Source organism: Pseudomonas cichorii, from assembly GCF_019719005.1.
GTDB lineage: Bacteria > Pseudomonadota > Gammaproteobacteria > Pseudomonadales > Pseudomonadaceae > Aquipseudomonas > Aquipseudomonas cichorii_E.
Genome location: NZ_JAIGPJ010000002.1, coordinates 1 through 16,539, shown reverse-complemented (window position 1 = coordinate 16,539; position 16,539 = coordinate 1). Strand labels below are relative to the sequence as shown.

The window sequence follows — 16,539 nt, the reverse complement described above, 5'->3', positions numbered from 1 at the left end:
GGCCATGAAAAAGGGCGGTTTCCGAAAAAACCGCCCTTTCTGGAAACGCCTGAAACCCTAGACGATTCAAGACGCTATTGCATCACATCAGGCAGGAGCCTGCCCCTCTGCGAGGAAGAACCAGGTTTCCAGCACAGAGTCAGGGTTCAGCGAAACGCTTTCGATGCCCTGCTCCATCAGCCAGCGAGCCAGATCCGGGTGATCCGAAGGCCCTTGACCGCAAATACCGATGTATTTACCCGCCTTGTTACAGGCCTGGATGGCATTGGACAGCAGCTTCTTGACCGCAGGGTTACGCTCATCGAACAGGTGCGCAATGACACCCGAATCGCGGTCCAGGCCCAGCGTCAACTGGGTCAGGTCGTTGGAGCCGATGGAGAAACCGTCGAAGTGCTCCAGGAACTCTTCGGCCAGAATCGCGTTGGAAGGCAGTTCGCACATCATGATGATGCGCAGACCGTTTTCGCCACGCTTGAGACCATTGGCCGCCAGCAGCTCGATGACCTGACTCGCCTCGCCCAGGGTACGCACGAATGGCACCATGATTTCGACGTTGGTCAGGCCCATGTCCTCGCGCACACGCTTGAGGGCACGGCATTCAAGCTCGAAGCAGTCGCGGAAGTTCTCGCTGATGTAACGCGAAGCGCCACGGAAACCCAGCATCGGGTTTTCTTCTTCCGGCTCGTACAGCTTGCCGCCGATCAGGTTGGCGTATTCGTTGGACTTGAAGTCCGACAGACGCACGATGACCTTCTTCGGCGTGAACGCTGCGGCCAGGGTGCTGATGCCTTCGACCAGCTTGTCGACATAGAAATCCACCGGATTGCTGTAACCGGCAATACGCTTGTCGACGCTGTCCTTGATCTCTGGCGGCAGGCCGGCGTAGTTGAGTAACGCCTTGGGATGCACGCCGATCATGCGGTTGATGATGAACTCCAGGCGCGCCAGACCGACACCGGCATTGGGCAACTGGGCGAAGTCGAACGCGCGATCGGGGTTGCCGACGTTCATCATGATCTTGAACGGCAGCTCAGGCATGGCATCGACCGAGTTGGTCTTGATGTCGAAGCCCAGTTCACCTTCGAAGATGTAACCGGTATCGCCTTCGGCGCAGGAGACGGTGACGCCCTGCCCGTCCTGCAGCAGTTGAGTGGCATTGCCGCAACCCACAACAGCCGGAATACCCAGCTCGCGAGCGATGATCGCAGCGTGACAGGTACGGCCACCACGGTTGGTGACAATGGCGCTGGCACGCTTCATGACCGGCTCCCAGTCCGGGTCGGTCATGTCGGATACCAGAACGTCGCCAGCCTGGACCTTGTCCATCTCGGACACGTCCTTGATGATCCGCACCTTGCCCGCGCCGATGCGCTGACCGATGGCACGGCCCTCGACCAGCACATTACCGGTTTCCTTGAGCAGGTAACGCTCCATGACATTGGCCGCGGAGCGGCTTTTCACGGTTTCAGGACGCGCCTGAACGATATAGAGCTTGCCGTCGTCGCCATCTTTGGCCCACTCGATGTCCATCGGAGCCTTGTAGTGCTTCTCGATGATCATCGCCTGCTTGGCCAGTTCGCTGACCTCGGCATCGGTCAGGCAGAAACGGGCACGTTCGGCAGCGTCGACATCGACGGTTTTCACCGAGCGACCGGCCTTGGCCTCGTCGCCGTAGATCATCTTGATGGCCTTGCTGCCCAGGTTACGGCGCAGGATAGCCGGGCGACCGGCCGTCAGGGTGTCCTTGTGGACATAGAATTCATCCGGGTTGACCGCGCCCTGCACCACGGTTTCGCCCAGACCGTAGGCGCCGGTGATGAACACCACGTCACGGAAGCCCGACTCGGTGTCGAGGGTGAACATCACCCCGGCAGTACCGGTCTCGGAGCGGACCATGCGCTGAACGCCTGCCGAAAGAGCCACCAGCTTGTGGTCGAAGCCCTGATGCACACGGTAGGAAATGGCGCGGTCATTGAAGAGCGAAGCAAAGACTTCCTTGGCCGCACGAATGACGTTATCGACACCACGGATATTGAGGAAGGTTTCCTGCTGACCTGCAAAGGAGGCATCGGGCAAGTCTTCTGCCGTTGCCGAAGAACGCACAGCCACTGCCAGGTTCGGGTTGCCTTCCGACAAGGCGGCGAAAGCCGTACGAATCTCGGCATTGAGTTTCTCGGGGAACTCGGCCTCCATGATCCACTGACGAATCTGTGCGCCGGTTCTGGCCAGGGCATTGACGTCGTCGACATCCAGAGCGTCCAGGGCTGCATGGATCTGATCGTTCAGACCGCTCTGCTCAAGGAAATCACGGTAGGCCTGGGCTGTCGTAGCGAAACCACCGGGCACCGAAACACCAGCGCCTGCCAGGTTGCTGATCATTTCGCCGAGGGATGCGTTCTTGCCTCCCACGTGCTCCACATCATGGACGCCGAGCTTATCGAGGGAAACTACGTACTCTACCAAGGTGATCTCTCCACTAACTGTGTTTGTTGTTGGGAAAAGCTCATGTGCCCGAGCCACGCGCGGTGTGACAGCGGGCATTTTCTGGACTGACTTGAAGCAGCAACCTTGAAAAAAGGTGAGAATGCAGGCCATCAGGGCCGGCAAGCGCGCCTATGATATCCAAGAATCGTCACCAGCTTAAGGCCAAGGGCGCAAATGAAACGATCCGCTTTCTTCATCTCGGACGGCACGGGCATCACCGCCGAAACGTTGGGCCAGAGCCTGCTGGCACAATTTGAAAACATTACGTTCAACAAGTTCACGCGCCCCTATATCGACAGCGTCGAGAAGGCGCGGGCGATGGTACAACAAATCAACAATGCCGCCGACAGGGACGAGGTGCGACCGATCATCTTCGATACCATCGTCAACCAGGAGATTCGCGAGATTCTGGCGACCTCCAACGGCTTCATGATCGACATTTTCTCGACCTTCCTTGCGCCGCTGGAGCAAGAGCTTAGTTCACACTCTTCCTACTCGGTGGGCAAATCGCATTCCATCGGTCACAACTCCAATTACATGGAGCGCATCGAGGCCGTGAACTTCGCCCTGGACAACGACGACGGGGCACGTACGCACTATTACGACAAGGCAGACATTATCCTGGTGGGCGTCTCGCGCTGCGGCAAAACCCCGACCTGCCTGTACATGGCCATGCAGTTCGGTATCCGCGCCGCCAATTACCCCCTGACAGAAGACGACATGGAGCGCCTGCAACTGCCCGAAGCTCTCAAGGCCCACCGCAGCAAGTTGTTCGGCCTGACCATCGACCCGGACCGCCTGACGGCAATCCGTCATGAGCGCAAGCCCAATAGTCGCTACTCCAGCTATGCCCAGTGCGAGTTCGAAGTGCGGGAAGTGGAAAGCCTGTTCCGCCGGGAAAACATCCCGAACATCAATTCCACGCATTTCTCTGTGGAAGAGATTTCAGCCAAGGTGCTGGTGGAAAAAGGGGTGGAACGACGCTTCAAATAACCCCTGAGGATCACTTTGTGGGAGGCAGCTTTTTTTTCGCCAGCAAGCTGCCTCCCACAAGTGTTGTTTATGCCTTAACTGATCGGCACTCGCACCCAACCCTCCATCAATACTCTGGCGCTGCGGCTCATGATGGCTTTGGTCACTTTCCATTCGCCCTCTTCCTGCTGCGCCTGGGCACCGACGCGCAAGGTGCCGGACGGGTGTCCGAACGTCACGGCCTCGCGTTCGCCTCCACCTGCTGCAAGATTGACCAGCGTGCCCGGAATCGCCGCAGCGGTGCCGATAGCCACGGCGGCTGTGCCCATCATGGCGTGATGCAGCTTGCCCATGGAAACAGCCCGCACCAGAAGGTCGATATCCTCTCTGTTGACCGGCTTGCCACTGGACGACAGATAGTCCGCAGGCCCGGCAACGAAGGCCACCTTGGGGGTGTGCTGACGCAGCGCAGGATCGTCGATGCTCTTGATCAGCCCCATGCGCAATGCGCCGTGAGCCCGAATGCTTTCCAGTTTCGCCAGCGCCTGAGCGTCGCCATTGATATCGCCCTGCAACTCGGTGCCGGTATAGCCGATATCAGCGGCATTGACGAAGACCGTGGGGATACCGGCGTTGATCATGGTCGCCTTGAGCGTGCCGATACCCGGCACCTGCAGCTCATCAACGAGGTTGCCGGTGGGAAACATCGAACCGCCCGCGCCCTCTTCATCCGCAGCGGGGTTCAAGAACTCCAGCTGCACTTCGGCGGCCGGGAAAGTCACGCCATCGAGTTCGAAGTCGCCGGTTTCCTGCACCTCACCGCCGGTAATAGGCACATGGGCAATGATGGTCTTGCCGATATTGGCCTGCCAGATCCGCACCACCGCAACGCCGTCGTGGGGAATGCGAGCGCTGTCCACCAGCCCCTGACTGATGGCAAACGAGCCGACGGCAGCCGAGAGGTTGCCGCAGTTGCCGCTCCAGTCGACAAAAGGCTTGTCGATGGACACCTGACCGAACAGGTAATCGACATCGTGATCGGCTTTGCTGCTGCGCGACAGAATCACGGTCTTGCTGGTACTGGACGTCGCACCGCCCATGCCATCGATCTGTTTTTCGTAAGGATCGGGGCTGCCGATGACCCGCAGCAACAGCGCATCGCGGGCAGCACCCGGAACCTGCGCAGCTTCGGGCAGGTCCTGCAGATTGAAGAACACACCTTTGCTGGTACCACCACGCATGTAAGTGGCCGGAATTCGGATCTGGGATTTGTGGGGCATGGAAACCTCAAGTGCATAGTAGGAATTTATTCACGAAAGGCCATCTGAAGAAAATGTATGGCCTTCAATGACGTCTCGCGGATGAATCCGCTCCTACAGAGTGGTGTTTGACTCCAGAAAATCCTGGGCGAATCGTTGCAGTACACCGCCCGCTTCATAGATAGACACCTCTTCGGCGGTATCCAGACGACAGGTCACCGGCACTTCCAGGCGCTCGCCGTTCTTGCGCTGGATCACCAGCGTCAGGCTTGCACGTGGCGTACGGTTGCCGATCACGTCGAAGGTTTCAGTGCCGTCAATCCCCAGCGTCAGGCGATTGGTGCCTGCCTGGAACTCCAGCGGCAAGACGCCCATGCCCACCAGATTGGTGCGGTGGATACGCTCGAAACCTTCGGCGGCAATGGCTTCGACACCCGCCAGACGCACCCCTTTGGCCGCCCAGTCCCGTGACGAGCCCTGCCCGTAGTCAGCACCAGCGATGATGATCAGCGGCTGCTTGCGCTCCATGTAGGTTTCGATGGCTTCCCACATGCGGATGACCTTGCCTTCAGGCTCGATTCGGGTCAGCGAGCCTTTCTTGACCTTGCCGTCCACTACCGCCATTTCATTGAGCAATTGCGGGTTGGCGAAGGTGGCGCGCTGTGCGGTCAGGTGATCGCCGCGATGGGTTGCGTAGGAGTTGAAGTCCTCTTCCGGCAGGCCCATTTTCGCCAAATACTCGCCCGCCGCGCTGTCGAGCAGAATCGCGTTGGAAGGCGACAAGTGATCAGTGGTGATGTTGTCCGGCAGCACCGCCAGCGGACGCATGCCCTTGAGCGTGCGCTCGCCGGCCAGCGCGCCTTCCCAATACGGCGGACGCCGGATGTAAGTGCTCATCGGGCGCCAGTCATACAGCGGCTCGACTTTCGGGCCGTTATCTTCTTCGATGGCAAACATCGGGATATAGACCTGCCGGAACTGCTCCGGCTTGACGGACGTCTTGACCACTGCATCGATTTCCTCATCGCTGGGCCAGATATCCTTGAGGCGGATTTCCTTGCCGTCGGCAATGCCCAGCACATCGTTTTCGATATCGAAACGAATGGTGCCAGCAATGGCATACGCCACCACCAACGGCGGCGAAGCCAGAAACGCCTGTCGGGCATACGGATGGATACGCCCGTCGAAGTTGCGATTGCCGGACAACACTGCCGTGGCATACAGATCGCGCTCGATGATTTCCTGCTGAATCTTCGGCTCCAGCGCGCCGGACATGCCATTGCAAGTGGTGCAGGCAAAGGCCACAACCCCAAAGCCCAGTTGCTCAAGCTCCGACGTCAGCCCGGCCTCATCCAGATACAACGCAACCGTTCTGGAACCGGGTGCCAGCGACGATTTCACCCAGGGCTTGCGACTCAGACCAAGGCGATTGGCGTTGCGCGCCAGCAAACCGGCGGCGATCACGTTGCGCGGGTTGCTGGTGTTGGTGCAACTGGTGATGGCGGCGATTATCACCGCACCGTCCGGCATCTGGCCCGGCACGTCCTGCCACTGCCCGGCGATGCCTTTGGCTGCAAGGTCCGTGGTGGCGACACGAGCATGAGGGTTGGATGGCCCGGCCATGTTACGAACCACGCTGGACAGGTCGAAGCTCAAGACTCGCTCGTATTCCACCTGCTGCAAGCTGTCGGACCACAATCCCGTGTGCCTGGCATACAACTCCACCAGACGCACTTGCTCATCCTCGCGCCCGGTCAGGCGCAGGTAATCGATGGTTTGCTGGTCGATGGAAAACATCGCGGCAGTAGCGCCGTACTCGGGCGCCATGTTGGAAATCGTCGCCCGGTCCCCAAGGGTAAGGCTCGATGCGCCCTCGCCGTAAAACTCCAGATAGGCACCGACGACTTTTTGCTTGCGCAGGTATTCAGTCAGGGCCAGTACCACGTCAGTGGCAGTAATGCCGGGCTCACGGCGACCGGTCAGCTCGACGCCGACGATATCCGGCAGGCGCATCCAGGACGCGCGCCCGAGCATGACGTTTTCCGCTTCCAGACCACCGACACCAATGGCGATTACGCCCAGCGCATCCACATGGGGCGTGTGGCTGTCAGTGCCCACCAGGGTGTCGGGAAACGCCACGCCTTCGCGGACCTGCACCACCGGCGACATTTTCTCCAGGTTGATCTGGTGCATGATGCCATTGCCCGGCGGGATCACCTCGACGTTCTTGAAAGCCTTTTTGGTCCAGTCGATAAAGTGAAAGCGGTCCTCGTTGCGACGATCCTCGATGGCCCGATTCTTCTCGAAAGCCTGCGGGTCGTTGCCACCACATTCCACAGCCAGCGAGTGGTCGACGATCAACTGCACCGGCACCACCGGGTTGACCAGCGCGGGGTCGCCGCCCTGGGAAGCAATGGCATCGCGTAAACCGGCCAAGTCCACCAGCGCGGTCTGCCCCAGAATGTCATGGCACACAACCCGCGCCGGAAACCATGGAAAATCCAGGTCGCGCTTGCGCTCCACAAGCTGGCTCAGGGAAGCCTTCAGCGTGGCCGGATCACAGCGGCGCACCAGATTTTCAGCCAGTACACGCGAGGTGTAAGGCAACAGGTCGTAAGCACCCGGCTTGATGGCTTCGATGGCCCCACGGGCATCGAAGTAATCCAGCGAGGTTCCGGGAAGCGGCTTGCGGTATTCAGAGTTCATGGCACGGGGACTCGATCACGGAGTTTGGGAGTAGAGAGGGGAACTCATGGGCGGCTCCCCTTCTCTCTTCAGCGCTGTTCGATGGGCACGAACGTGCGCTGTTCGACGCCGACATACTCGGCGCTCGGGCGGATGATGCGGTTATTGGCGCGCTGCTCAAAAACGTGAGCAGCCCAGCCGGTCAGGCGCGAACAGACGAAGATCGGCGTGAACAACTTGGTGGGAATACCCATGAAGTGATACGCCGAGGCATGGTAGAAGTCCGCATTGGGAAACAGCTTCTTCTGCTCCCACATGGTCTTGTCGATGGCCTCGGAAACCGGGAACAGCACGGTATCGCCCACTTCGTCCGCGAGCTTTTTCGACCAGCCCTTGATGACCTCGTTGCGCGGGTCGGACTCTTTGTAGATCGCATGGCCGAAGCCCATGATCTTTTCCTTGCGCTCCAGCATCCCAAGGGTGCCCTTGGTGGCTTCTTCGGCTGAAGCAAAGCGCTGGATCATTTCCATGGCCGCTTCGTTGGCACCGCCATGCAGCGGGCCGCGCAAGGTGCCGATGGCCGCCGTGACGCAGGAATACAAATCCGACAGGGTTGAAGCGCAGACACGAGCGGTAAAGGTCGAGGCGTTGAATTCATGCTCGGCGTAGAGAATCAGCGAGACATCCATCACCTTGCGATGCAGCTCGCTGGGAGACTTGTCGAGCAGCAGGTGCAGGAAGTGGCCTCCGATTGAGGTTTCATCGGTCACGCAATCGATGCGTTTGCCATCATGGGTGAAGCGATACCAGTAGCACATGATTGCCGGGAAAGCCGCCAGCAGCCGGTCAGTCGCATCACGCTGCTGCTCGAAACTCAGCTCAGGCTCAAGAGTGCCAAGCATCGAAGCGCCAGTACGCATGACATCCATCGGATGGGTGTCGGCAGGAATGCGCTCCAGCACTTCTTTCAGTGCCTGTGGCAGGTCCCGCAGGCTCTTGAGGCGGTCCAGATAGGCGGTCAGTTGTGCCTGGGTCGGCAATTCGCCGTAGAGCAACAGGTAGGCGACTTCTTCAAAACGGGCCTCGGCGGCCAGCTCACGAACGTCATAGCCGCGATAGGTCAGGCCCGCACCCGCGAGGCCGACAGTGGACAGGGCAGTCTGGCCGGCAACCTGACCCCGCAGGCCGGCACCGCTCAATACTTTTGCTTCAGCCATTGCATTCTCCAGTTCTTGAAATTGTCGGGAATTGGCGATTCATTTTCTTCGCGGATGTTCCACATCACCCCTTCTTCTGAGCAAACAGCGCATCCAGCTTCTGCTCGAAGGTGTGATAGTCGATGGCGTCATACAACTCCATGCGTGTCTGCATGGTGTCGACCACATTCTTTTGCGTGCCATCACGGCGAATGGCGCCATAGACGTTTTCCGCCGCCTTGTTCATGGCGCGGAATGCCGATAAAGGATAGAGCACCAGCGAAACGTCAGCGGCGCGCAGCTCATCGACGGTAAACAGCGGCGTGGCACCGAACTCGGTGATATTGGCCAGAATCGGCACGCCCACGCGGTTGGCGAACTGCTTGTACATCGCAAGTTCGGTAATGGCTTCGGGGAACACCATATCGGCCCCCGCTTCGATACAGGCAGCCGCACGCTCCAGCGCCGACTCCAGGCCTTCCACCGCCAGCGCATCGGTGCGCGCCATGATCACGAAACTGCTATCGGTCCGCGCATCCACCGCCGCCTTGATACGGTCGACCATTTCCTGCTGCGAGACGATTTCCTTGTTGGGACGGTGCCCGCAACGCTTGGCACCCACCTGATCCTCGATATGAATGGCTCCCGCGCCTGCCTTGATCATCGACCTGACCGTGCGTGCCACATTGAACGCCGAAGAGCCAAAACCGGTGTCCACATCCACCAGCAATGGCAGGTCGCAGACATCGGTAATGCGCCGCACATCGGTCAACACGTCATCCAGCCCGGTGATGCCCAGGTCTGGAATCCCCAGGGAGCCAGCGGCCACTCCGCCGCCCGACAGATAGATGGCCTTGAACCCGGCACGCTTGGCCAGCAGCGCATGGTTGGCATTGATCGCCCCCACCACCTGCAGCGGCTGCTCACTGGCAACGGCATCACGGAAACGCTGGCCGGGAGTTTTATTGTCGTGACTCATTTCTCACCTCGGTCGGGAGCCGCCTGATAATGGCGCTCGATGTTGCGTCTGGAAGCGCCGATATGGCGGCGCATCAATAACTCGGCCAGCTCGCCATCGCGCTCGGCAATGGCGTCCAGAATGCGATGGTGTTCGGCAAAGGCCTGGCGCGGACGGTTGGGGGTGGTGGAAAACTGGATGCGGTACATGCGCACCAATTGATACAGCTCGCCACAGAGCATCTGGCTGAGGGTCTTGTTGCCGCTGCCCTGAATGATCCGGTAATGGAAGTCGAAATCCCCTTCCTGCTGGTAGTAACCCACACCCGCCTGAAACGCGGCGTCTCGCTCATGGGTATCGAGCACCTTGCGTAACTCGTCGATCTGTTCGGCGGTCATGCGCTCGGCTGCCAAGCGACAGGCCATGCCCTCAAGGGATTCACGAATTTCGTACAGCTCGATGAGTTCGGCATGGCTGAGGGACACGACCCGCGCCCCGACATGCGGGACCCGCACCAGCAATCGCTGGCCTTCCAGACGGTGAATGGCTTCACGCAGCGGCCCGCGACTGATGCCGTAGGTGCGGGCCAGTTCCGGCTCGGAAATCTTGCTGCCGGGGGCGATCTCGCCCTTGACGATGGCTGCCTGAATGCGCCTGAAGACGTTTTCGGAAAGGGTTTCCGAATCCTCGATAGCGGCCGAGGAGGTTTCGACTGCATCCAACATATTGTCGACACCTTTAAAATCTTATGGCGGTAAATCTAGTAAATACGACACATCTCGTCAAAACAATTCTCATGATTGTCGACAATCTTCCAACAACCCTAAGAATATCCCTTCACGCACTGCCCAAGCCGCAGGCAGGGATAACTGGCATCACAAAACCTTCATGCTAGAATGGCGACCGCATCTGCCCAGTGCAGCTCTTCAAAGGACACGGCCTCCCAGCACGCCAGACTGAAAAACCTGCGCTGCGGCCCTGAAGTTTTCCGCCTGTTGCGCAAGGACCTATGAGACTCGAAACCCTCACCACGTTGCTCTGTCTGCTGTTTCTTCCTGCCCTGTGCGCTGCCGCCAACAAGACCGTCTACGGCCTGAACGAATACGCCAGACTCACCAACATTGACCTTGAGGTCGCCGCCAAACTCGACACCGGCGCAAAGACCGCATCGCTGAGTGCGCGTGATATCAAACACTTCAAGCGCAACGGCGAGAACTGGGTCAGGTTCTATCTGGCCATCGATAACAGCCACGCCCACCCCATCGAACAGCCCCTGACGCGCATCAGCCAGATCAAGCGGCGAGCCGACGATGTCGACCCGGACGACGAGAAAAAGTACAGCGCACGCCCGGTGATCAACCTCGATATCTGCATGGGTGAAGTTTTACGCACCATAGAAGTGAACTTGACCGACCGAAGTGCTTTCCAATACCCGCTTTTGATTGGCTCCGATGCACTCAAACACTTCGATGCGCTGGTCGATCCAAGTCTCAAATTTGTGGCGGGCAAGCCCGCCTGTGCCTCCGTCGTTCAAAACGCAGAGTAAATACATGCGCTCTCTTACACTCCATCTGAAAATCCTGATCACGCTCCTGGTGACACTCGGCATCACGATCACGGCCTATCAGATTGTCATCCTCGGCATCCCGCTGACCGAGGACGAGACCGACAACCTGTGGAATATCGACGCCAAGGTAGAATTCCAGGCCAACAGTAAAGAGTCGATCAAGATCCAGATGTTCGTCCCGCCTTTGACCACGGACTACATCAGCCTCAACGAAAGCTTCATCTCCAATAATTACGGCGTCAGCGTCAATCGCGTCGACGGCAACCGCAAAGTCACCTGGTCCTCACGCCGCGCCAATGGTAACCAGACGCTGTATTACCGGCTGGTACTGACCAAGCGCTACGGCGCAGACAAGCCCAAGAGCAAAGGCCCGATCTTTCGCGACAGCATCCCGGTAGAAGGTGCCGAAAAAATCGCCGCCGAAGCCTTGCTTGCCCCTATTCGCCGCCACTCCGCCGATGTCGAAACCTTCATCAGCGAAGCCATCAAGCGCGTCAATAACCTCAAGGACGACAACGCCAGGCTGCTGCTGGCGGGAGACACTTCAGCCGTCAAGAAAGCCCAGATCACCGAGCTTCTACTGTCCATGGCTCACGTACCGATGGAGAAGGTGCATACCATCCGCCTGATCACCGACCAGCCACAGACACCCGAGCTGTGGCTGCGCAGTTTCAATGGCAAGGAATGGCTGTATTTCAACCCGGACACCGGCGAAGCCGGTCTGCCGGATGACAGGCTGCTGTGGTGGACGGGCGACGAGAACCTGATCAACATCGATGGCGGCAGAAAGGCCACGGTCAGTTTCACCCTCAACAACAGCGAAATGAACGCCATGCGGCTGGCCAAGCTGACCGACGAAAGCACCGACACGGACTTTCTGTCCTACTCGCTGTACGGCCTGCCCCTGCAAACCCAGCAGACGTTCATGATCATGGTGATGATCCCGATTGGCGTGCTGGTGATCCTGATCCTGCGCAACCTCATCGGCCTGCAGACTCTGGGCACGTTCACTCCGGTGCTGATCGCCCTGGCCTTCAGAGAAACCCAACTGGGCTTTGGTATCGCGCTGTTTACCGTGATCACGGCACTGGGCCTGTCACTGCGCTCCTACCTTGAACACCTGAAACTGCAAATGCTGCCGCGCCTGTCGGTGGTGCTGACTTTCGTTGTTGTACTGATCGCGGCCATCAGCCTGTTCAGCCACAAGCTGGGCCTGGAGCGCGGCTTGTCGGTGGCGTTGTTCCCGATGGTGATTCTGACCATGACCATTGAGCGCCTGTCGATCACCTGGGAAGAGCGCGGTGGCGGCCATGCCATGAAAGTGGCCATCGGCACCCTGTTCGCGGCCTCTCTGGCGCACCTGATCATGAGCGTGCCGGAGCTGACCTACTTCGTCTTCACCTTCCCGGCCGTGTTGCTGATTCTGGTCGGCTTCATGCTGGCGATGGGCAGATACCGTGGCTATCGCCTGACCGAACTGCTGCGCTTCAAGGCCTTTCTCAAAGCAGAAGACGCCAAATGATCGGTTTGTGGAAGACCTGGAAGGCCCTGGAAGCCAAGGGCATCATGGGCATCAACCGGCGTAATGCCGACTACGTGCTCAAGTACAACAAGCGCAGCCTGTACCCGATTGTCGATGACAAGATCATCACCAAGGAACGGGCCATGCAGGCGGGTATCCAGGTCCCGGAAATGTACGGCATCATTTCCACGGAAAAGGAAATCGACCGGCTCGACGACATCCTCGGCAAGCACACCGACTTCGTCATCAAGCCCGCCCAAGGCGCTGGCGGCGACGGGATTCTGGTGGTGGCCGACCGTTTCGAGGGGCATTACAAGACGGTTTCCGGGCGCATCATTACCCACTCGGACATCGAGCATCAGGTGTCCAGCATCCTGACCGGGCTGTATTCACTGGGCGGGCATCGGGACCGGGCACTGATCGAGTACCGGGTCATTCCGGACCAGATCTTCAAGAGCATCAGCTACGAAGGCGTGCCCGATATCCGCATCATCGTGCTGATGGGCTACCCGGTCATGGCCATGTTGCGCCTGCCGACCCGCCAGTCCGGCGGCAAGGCCAACCTGCACCAGGGTGCCATCGGTGTCGGCGTGGGCCTGGCCAGCGGCGTGACCCTTGAAGGCACCTGGCTCAACAGCATCATCAACAAACACCCCGACACCACCAACCCTGTGGACGGCGTGCAACTACCCTACTGGAACGGCTTCATGAAACTCGCCGCCGAGTGCTACGAGCTGTGTGGCCTGGGCTATATCGGCGTCGACATGGTACTGGACCAGGAAAAAGGCCCGCTGATCCTTGAGCTCAACGCCCGCCCCGGCCTGAATATCCAGATCGCCAACAACTGCGGGCTGACTCACCGGACCCAGGCGGTTGAGGCGCGCCTGGAAGAGCTGGCACGCCAAGGCGTCAAGGAGACGCCTGAGCAGCGGGTGGCGTTTGTGCAGGAGGTGTTTGGGTAGAGGGTCAAGTGGCCTCGTCAACCCCCGTATTGAATATTAAGCACGGGCGCACCATTGCTTTTCAATACCCAAACAAAGCCTTACAGAAACAGCAGACTGGATCGACTCCCATCATGTAGTAAGTGCTCTCAAAAAGGTTGATTCAGATCCTCTAAGATGTTGAGGCGTAACAGATGCGAGAAAATCTTGAGCAGCAAACCTATCCAAAGGCAACGGATCAGAACGAAGAGTGCTAACAGCATCCTGAACCTCTGCAAAAAAATTGTTCTCATAAGCCGGAAAGGCCCCTCCCCTGAGATTAAGCTCCGTAACAGCGTCTAATGTCTCAAGTGCTTTAGCATTCTGCCCATTGATAAAGGACACCGCGCCTGAAAGTAAACTCACAACACCTAACCCTGCCGAAACATACCCAAGAATCTCACCGGCACCAGAATCAGGAGCAGCAACCAAAGCCACGCCACTGGCAACCCCCGTCACTCCCGATGCAATTCCAGCCGCAACCGATACCTGCATGGACGCACTCAACGCCGCCCAACCGGCAGCCACACCAGGACCTGCCGCAGCCGTCCCCGCGCCCAATGTGGCAACACTGGCAACAATGCCCACAATCGAAAGCCCAATCCCGATGACCGGTATCAACCACTTCGGCAAATGCCCGTCCGGATCCAGATAATTGACCGGGTCCCCCAGGCAATACGCATAAGGATTCATCCCTCCCCGATCAAACGGGCTCAGGCTATCCGGGCTATGAAACCGCATCAGCACCGGGTTGTAGGCGCGATATCCCTTACCCAGTAGATACCAGCCGGTGGATGGCTCACGCAGCTCGCCATTGAAGGCGCAATGGCTGTCCGCTCCCTGTTTGTCGCTACGATGACCGTAAACGCTGTATCCGGCAGACGTTACGCTGCCTGCATCGACCTCAGCCATTACCGTCTTTTTTGCATCGGTCGCCAGCAGTAAAGTCGCGGTACTTGCCCCGCCCTGCCGCTCGGCCAGCAAAGTATCGGCATTCCCGATAAAGGTTCGCTGCTGTGCACCTTGTAGCTGATTGGCCAGTTGCCCTTCCCGGTAGAAACGCTGTTCATGAGCACCCGCTTCGCTGGAGCGGGTCAGGCTGTCCTGCGCGTCATAGCCATAATCCACCACGGCAGACCCATCGTTGGCAGAAACGGCCAGTAAACGGCTCAACGCATCGTACTCAAGAGAGCGCCCGGCTTCGTCGAGCGCCAGGTTGCCGTTATCGTCGTAATCCAGCTCGATACTGGCAGGGTAATCGGCATGACTGTTACGCACGGCGCTGAGCTGGGTCGGGTCCTGACCCGTGTATTCGTGTCTGGCCGTATTGCTGCCACCCGCGAAAACCGTCTCGACGCCCTGGATATTATCGAGCGCATCGAACGTGAACGTCTGGCTCTGGATCTGTTTGCCCTGAGGGTCCACCGGCGCATCAGGGCCGGAAGCGGTGTACAGCTCCAGTCGCCCCCTGGCATCGTAAGCGAAGGTTTCATCACGCAGTACCGTACTGCCCTCTTTCAAGGTGCGCTGCTTCAGGTGATCGGCCGCATCATAGCCCTGAACCAATTGCTGTATCGTTCCTCCCGGCAGAGTAAAACTGCGCAAGACCTCACGGCCTGCATCGTCGTACTCCAGGCTGATACTCAGGCTCTGGCCGCTGTCCAACGTTGTGATGCTGTCGAGCAGACCCTGGGCGTTATAGCCGAAAGTCGAAACCAGCGAGCCGGCACCGAGTTGTTCGAGTCGACCGCTGGCGTCATAGCCATAGGTCTGGGTCTGGCCAAGTACATCGGTATATCCGAGCAACAGCCCCTTGAAGCTGTAGCGGTACTGCATGACATAGGCCTCGCCGCCCTGAATTCGGCGCTCCTCCTTGAGCTCGCCATTGCTGTAGTATTCGCGCTCCAGCTCCTGATCCTGCTCCTTACTGCTGCGCAGACGGGCACTTTGCAGGTCGTAGGTGTAATCGGCCGTGCTGCTCAAGGTCTTGCGCTGAATGGGCTGTTCACCCAGTTGAGGCTGGTAGACATAGTCGATTGCCTCGCCACCTGGCGTATAGACCTTGCCGGGCTGCAACTGACCGCCGGAATACTCGAACCGGCTGACCCGGCCACCAATGGTGGAGTCGGTCAAGCGCTTCAAACCATCAAATGTCTGTTCGCCTACTACCACGCCATCGACAGCAATCGATACAGGCAAGTCCTCGCGACTGTGCAAGGCGTAAATCCGTTCTACCTGAGCCTTGTCAGGCAGTTGATTGATATGCAGGCGGTCAAAAGCGTCATAGCTGGATTCCCGGTAATTGCGCAACGCATCGAATTGTCCGAAGGTTCGTCCAAGGCCATCGTAAACCGTGGTTTCGAGGCTGAGACGCGACCCATCCAGCGCCAGCCGCTCAATCGAGTCGGGCTTGTCGAACAGATTGTTAACAGTGACGGTCTTGCCCATCCCTGCCTGCCACTCGGTGGTGGTGCGCTTGATGGGGTCCTGAACCTTGTGCCGCTCGATTGCATCCGGGCCCGTCACACTGCGCTGTTCACCCCAGTCGTCGTATTGATAGGTGCTGGTCAGGGGCAGTTCACGCAGTTGCGGCTCCGGTTCATCCTCGACGTCGACCAGCAGCCAGTCGCTTTCAGTATCCTCGACCAACAGTCCCCGTGTGTCATACAGCGCACTGTAGGTCTGGAAATACTCGGCAGGCTTGTTTTCATCGGCCCCTTGCCGCAACTCCTTCACCACCCGGTTCATGCCATCGAGCAAGGTGCGGGTCTTGACTCCCTTGACGTTGGTGGCTTCCTGTTCGGCCTGCTGACCGTCCACGGCACTGAGCACATAGCCGTAATGACGCGAAGCTTCATAGGGCGTGCCAGGGGCTACGGTTTCCTCGATGACCCGGCCCAGTGCGTCGTAGCGGTA

At 58.8% G+C, this 16,539-nt stretch carries 11 protein-coding genes; 4 read left to right on the top strand and 7 right to left on the bottom strand.

From position 1 onward, the window contains the following. Positions 1-87: 87 nt before the first annotated feature. The gene (ppsA, locus tag K5D32_RS02025; protein WP_221594585.1) at positions 88-2,463 is read right to left on the bottom strand and encodes a phosphoenolpyruvate synthase; all 2,376 of its coding nucleotides are present in this window, start codon (positions 2,461-2,463) and stop codon (positions 88-90) included. Between the two features lie 195 nt (positions 2,464-2,658). Between ppsA and K5D32_RS02020 the strand changes: the two genes are divergently transcribed. Continuing rightward, positions 2,659-3,477: a pyruvate, water dikinase regulatory protein gene (locus K5D32_RS02020; RefSeq protein WP_025260556.1), complete on the top strand. Its 819-nt coding sequence runs from the start codon at positions 2,659-2,661 to the stop codon at positions 3,475-3,477. 74 nt (positions 3,478-3,551) lie between these two features. On the opposite strand, the gene prpF is transcribed toward K5D32_RS02020, so the two are convergent. From prpF to K5D32_RS01995, 5 genes are all read right to left on the bottom strand, one after another. Further along, positions 3,552-4,736: a 2-methylaconitate cis-trans isomerase PrpF gene (gene prpF, locus K5D32_RS02015; protein ID WP_221594584.1), complete on the bottom strand. Its 1,185-nt coding sequence runs from the start codon at positions 4,734-4,736 to the stop codon at positions 3,552-3,554. Between the two features lie 93 nt (positions 4,737-4,829). After that, positions 4,830-7,421 carry a Fe/S-dependent 2-methylisocitrate dehydratase AcnD gene (gene acnD / locus K5D32_RS02010; protein ID WP_221575911.1) on the bottom strand — a complete coding sequence of 864 codons (2,592 nt, stop codon included), beginning with the start codon at positions 7,419-7,421 and terminating at the stop codon, positions 4,830-4,832. A 68-nt stretch (positions 7,422-7,489) separates the two neighbouring features. Then, positions 7,490-8,617 carry a 2-methylcitrate synthase gene (prpC, locus tag K5D32_RS02005; RefSeq protein WP_221575912.1) on the bottom strand — a complete coding sequence of 376 codons (1,128 nt, stop codon included), beginning with the start codon at positions 8,615-8,617 and terminating at the stop codon, positions 7,490-7,492. Positions 8,618-8,681: 64 nt separating this feature from the next. Beyond that, positions 8,682-9,575: a methylisocitrate lyase gene (prpB, locus tag K5D32_RS02000; protein WP_221575913.1), complete on the bottom strand. Its 894-nt coding sequence runs from the start codon at positions 9,573-9,575 to the stop codon at positions 8,682-8,684. Further along, positions 9,572-10,279 (bottom strand): GntR family transcriptional regulator, encoded by a 708-nt coding sequence (locus tag K5D32_RS01995; RefSeq protein ID WP_221575914.1) that lies wholly within the window; start codon positions 10,277-10,279, stop codon positions 9,572-9,574. The genes prpB and K5D32_RS01995 overlap by 4 nt, the downstream gene beginning before the upstream one ends. A gap of 284 nt (positions 10,280-10,563) precedes the next feature. On the opposite strand from K5D32_RS01995, the gene K5D32_RS01990 reads away from it, so the two are divergent. From K5D32_RS01990 to K5D32_RS01980, 3 genes are read left to right on the top strand one after another with little or no spacing between them, the layout of a single operon-like run. Then, entirely contained in the window at positions 10,564-11,100 is a 537-nt protein-coding gene (locus tag K5D32_RS01990) for an ATP-dependent zinc protease (protein WP_025260562.1), read from the top strand. A gap of 4 nt (positions 11,101-11,104) precedes the next feature. After that, positions 11,105-12,643: an inactive transglutaminase family protein gene (locus K5D32_RS01985; protein ID WP_221575915.1), complete on the top strand. Its 1,539-nt coding sequence runs from the start codon at positions 11,105-11,107 to the stop codon at positions 12,641-12,643. Continuing rightward, positions 12,643-13,605, top strand: coding sequence for an alpha-L-glutamate ligase-like protein (locus K5D32_RS01980; RefSeq protein WP_221576004.1), 963 nt, complete (start codon positions 12,643-12,645; stop codon positions 13,603-13,605). The genes K5D32_RS01985 and K5D32_RS01980 overlap by 1 nt, the downstream gene beginning before the upstream one ends. Positions 13,606-13,716: 111 nt before the next feature. On the opposite strand, the gene K5D32_RS01975 is transcribed toward K5D32_RS01980, so the two are convergent. Next, on the bottom strand, positions 13,717-16,539 hold a 2,823-nt coding region (locus K5D32_RS01975; RefSeq protein ID WP_311775762.1), incomplete at its 5' end, for an RHS repeat-associated core domain-containing protein.

Bases quoted from the DNA above. Each gene is read 5' to 3' on its own strand.
- acnD (WP_221575911.1), bottom strand. From the start codon at position 7,421: ATGAACTCTGAATACCGCAAGCCGCTTCCCGGAACCTCGCTGGATTAC.
- K5D32_RS02020 (WP_025260556.1), top strand. From the start codon at position 2,659: ATGAAACGATCCGCTTTCTTCATCTCGGACGGCACGGGCATCACCGCC.
- prpF (WP_221594584.1), bottom strand. From the start codon at position 4,736: ATGCCCCACAAATCCCAGATCCGAATTCCGGCCACTTACATGCGTGGT.
- K5D32_RS01990 (WP_025260562.1), top strand. From the start codon at position 10,564: ATGAGACTCGAAACCCTCACCACGTTGCTCTGTCTGCTGTTTCTTCCT.
- prpB (WP_221575913.1), bottom strand. From the start codon at position 9,575: ATGAGTCACGACAATAAAACTCCCGGCCAGCGTTTCCGTGATGCCGTT.
- K5D32_RS01995 (WP_221575914.1), bottom strand. From the start codon at position 10,279: ATGTTGGATGCAGTCGAAACCTCCTCGGCCGCTATCGAGGATTCGGAA.
- K5D32_RS01985 (WP_221575915.1), top strand. From the start codon at position 11,105: ATGCGCTCTCTTACACTCCATCTGAAAATCCTGATCACGCTCCTGGTG.
- prpC (WP_221575912.1), bottom strand. From the start codon at position 8,617: ATGGCTGAAGCAAAAGTATTGAGCGGTGCCGGCCTGCGGGGTCAGGTT.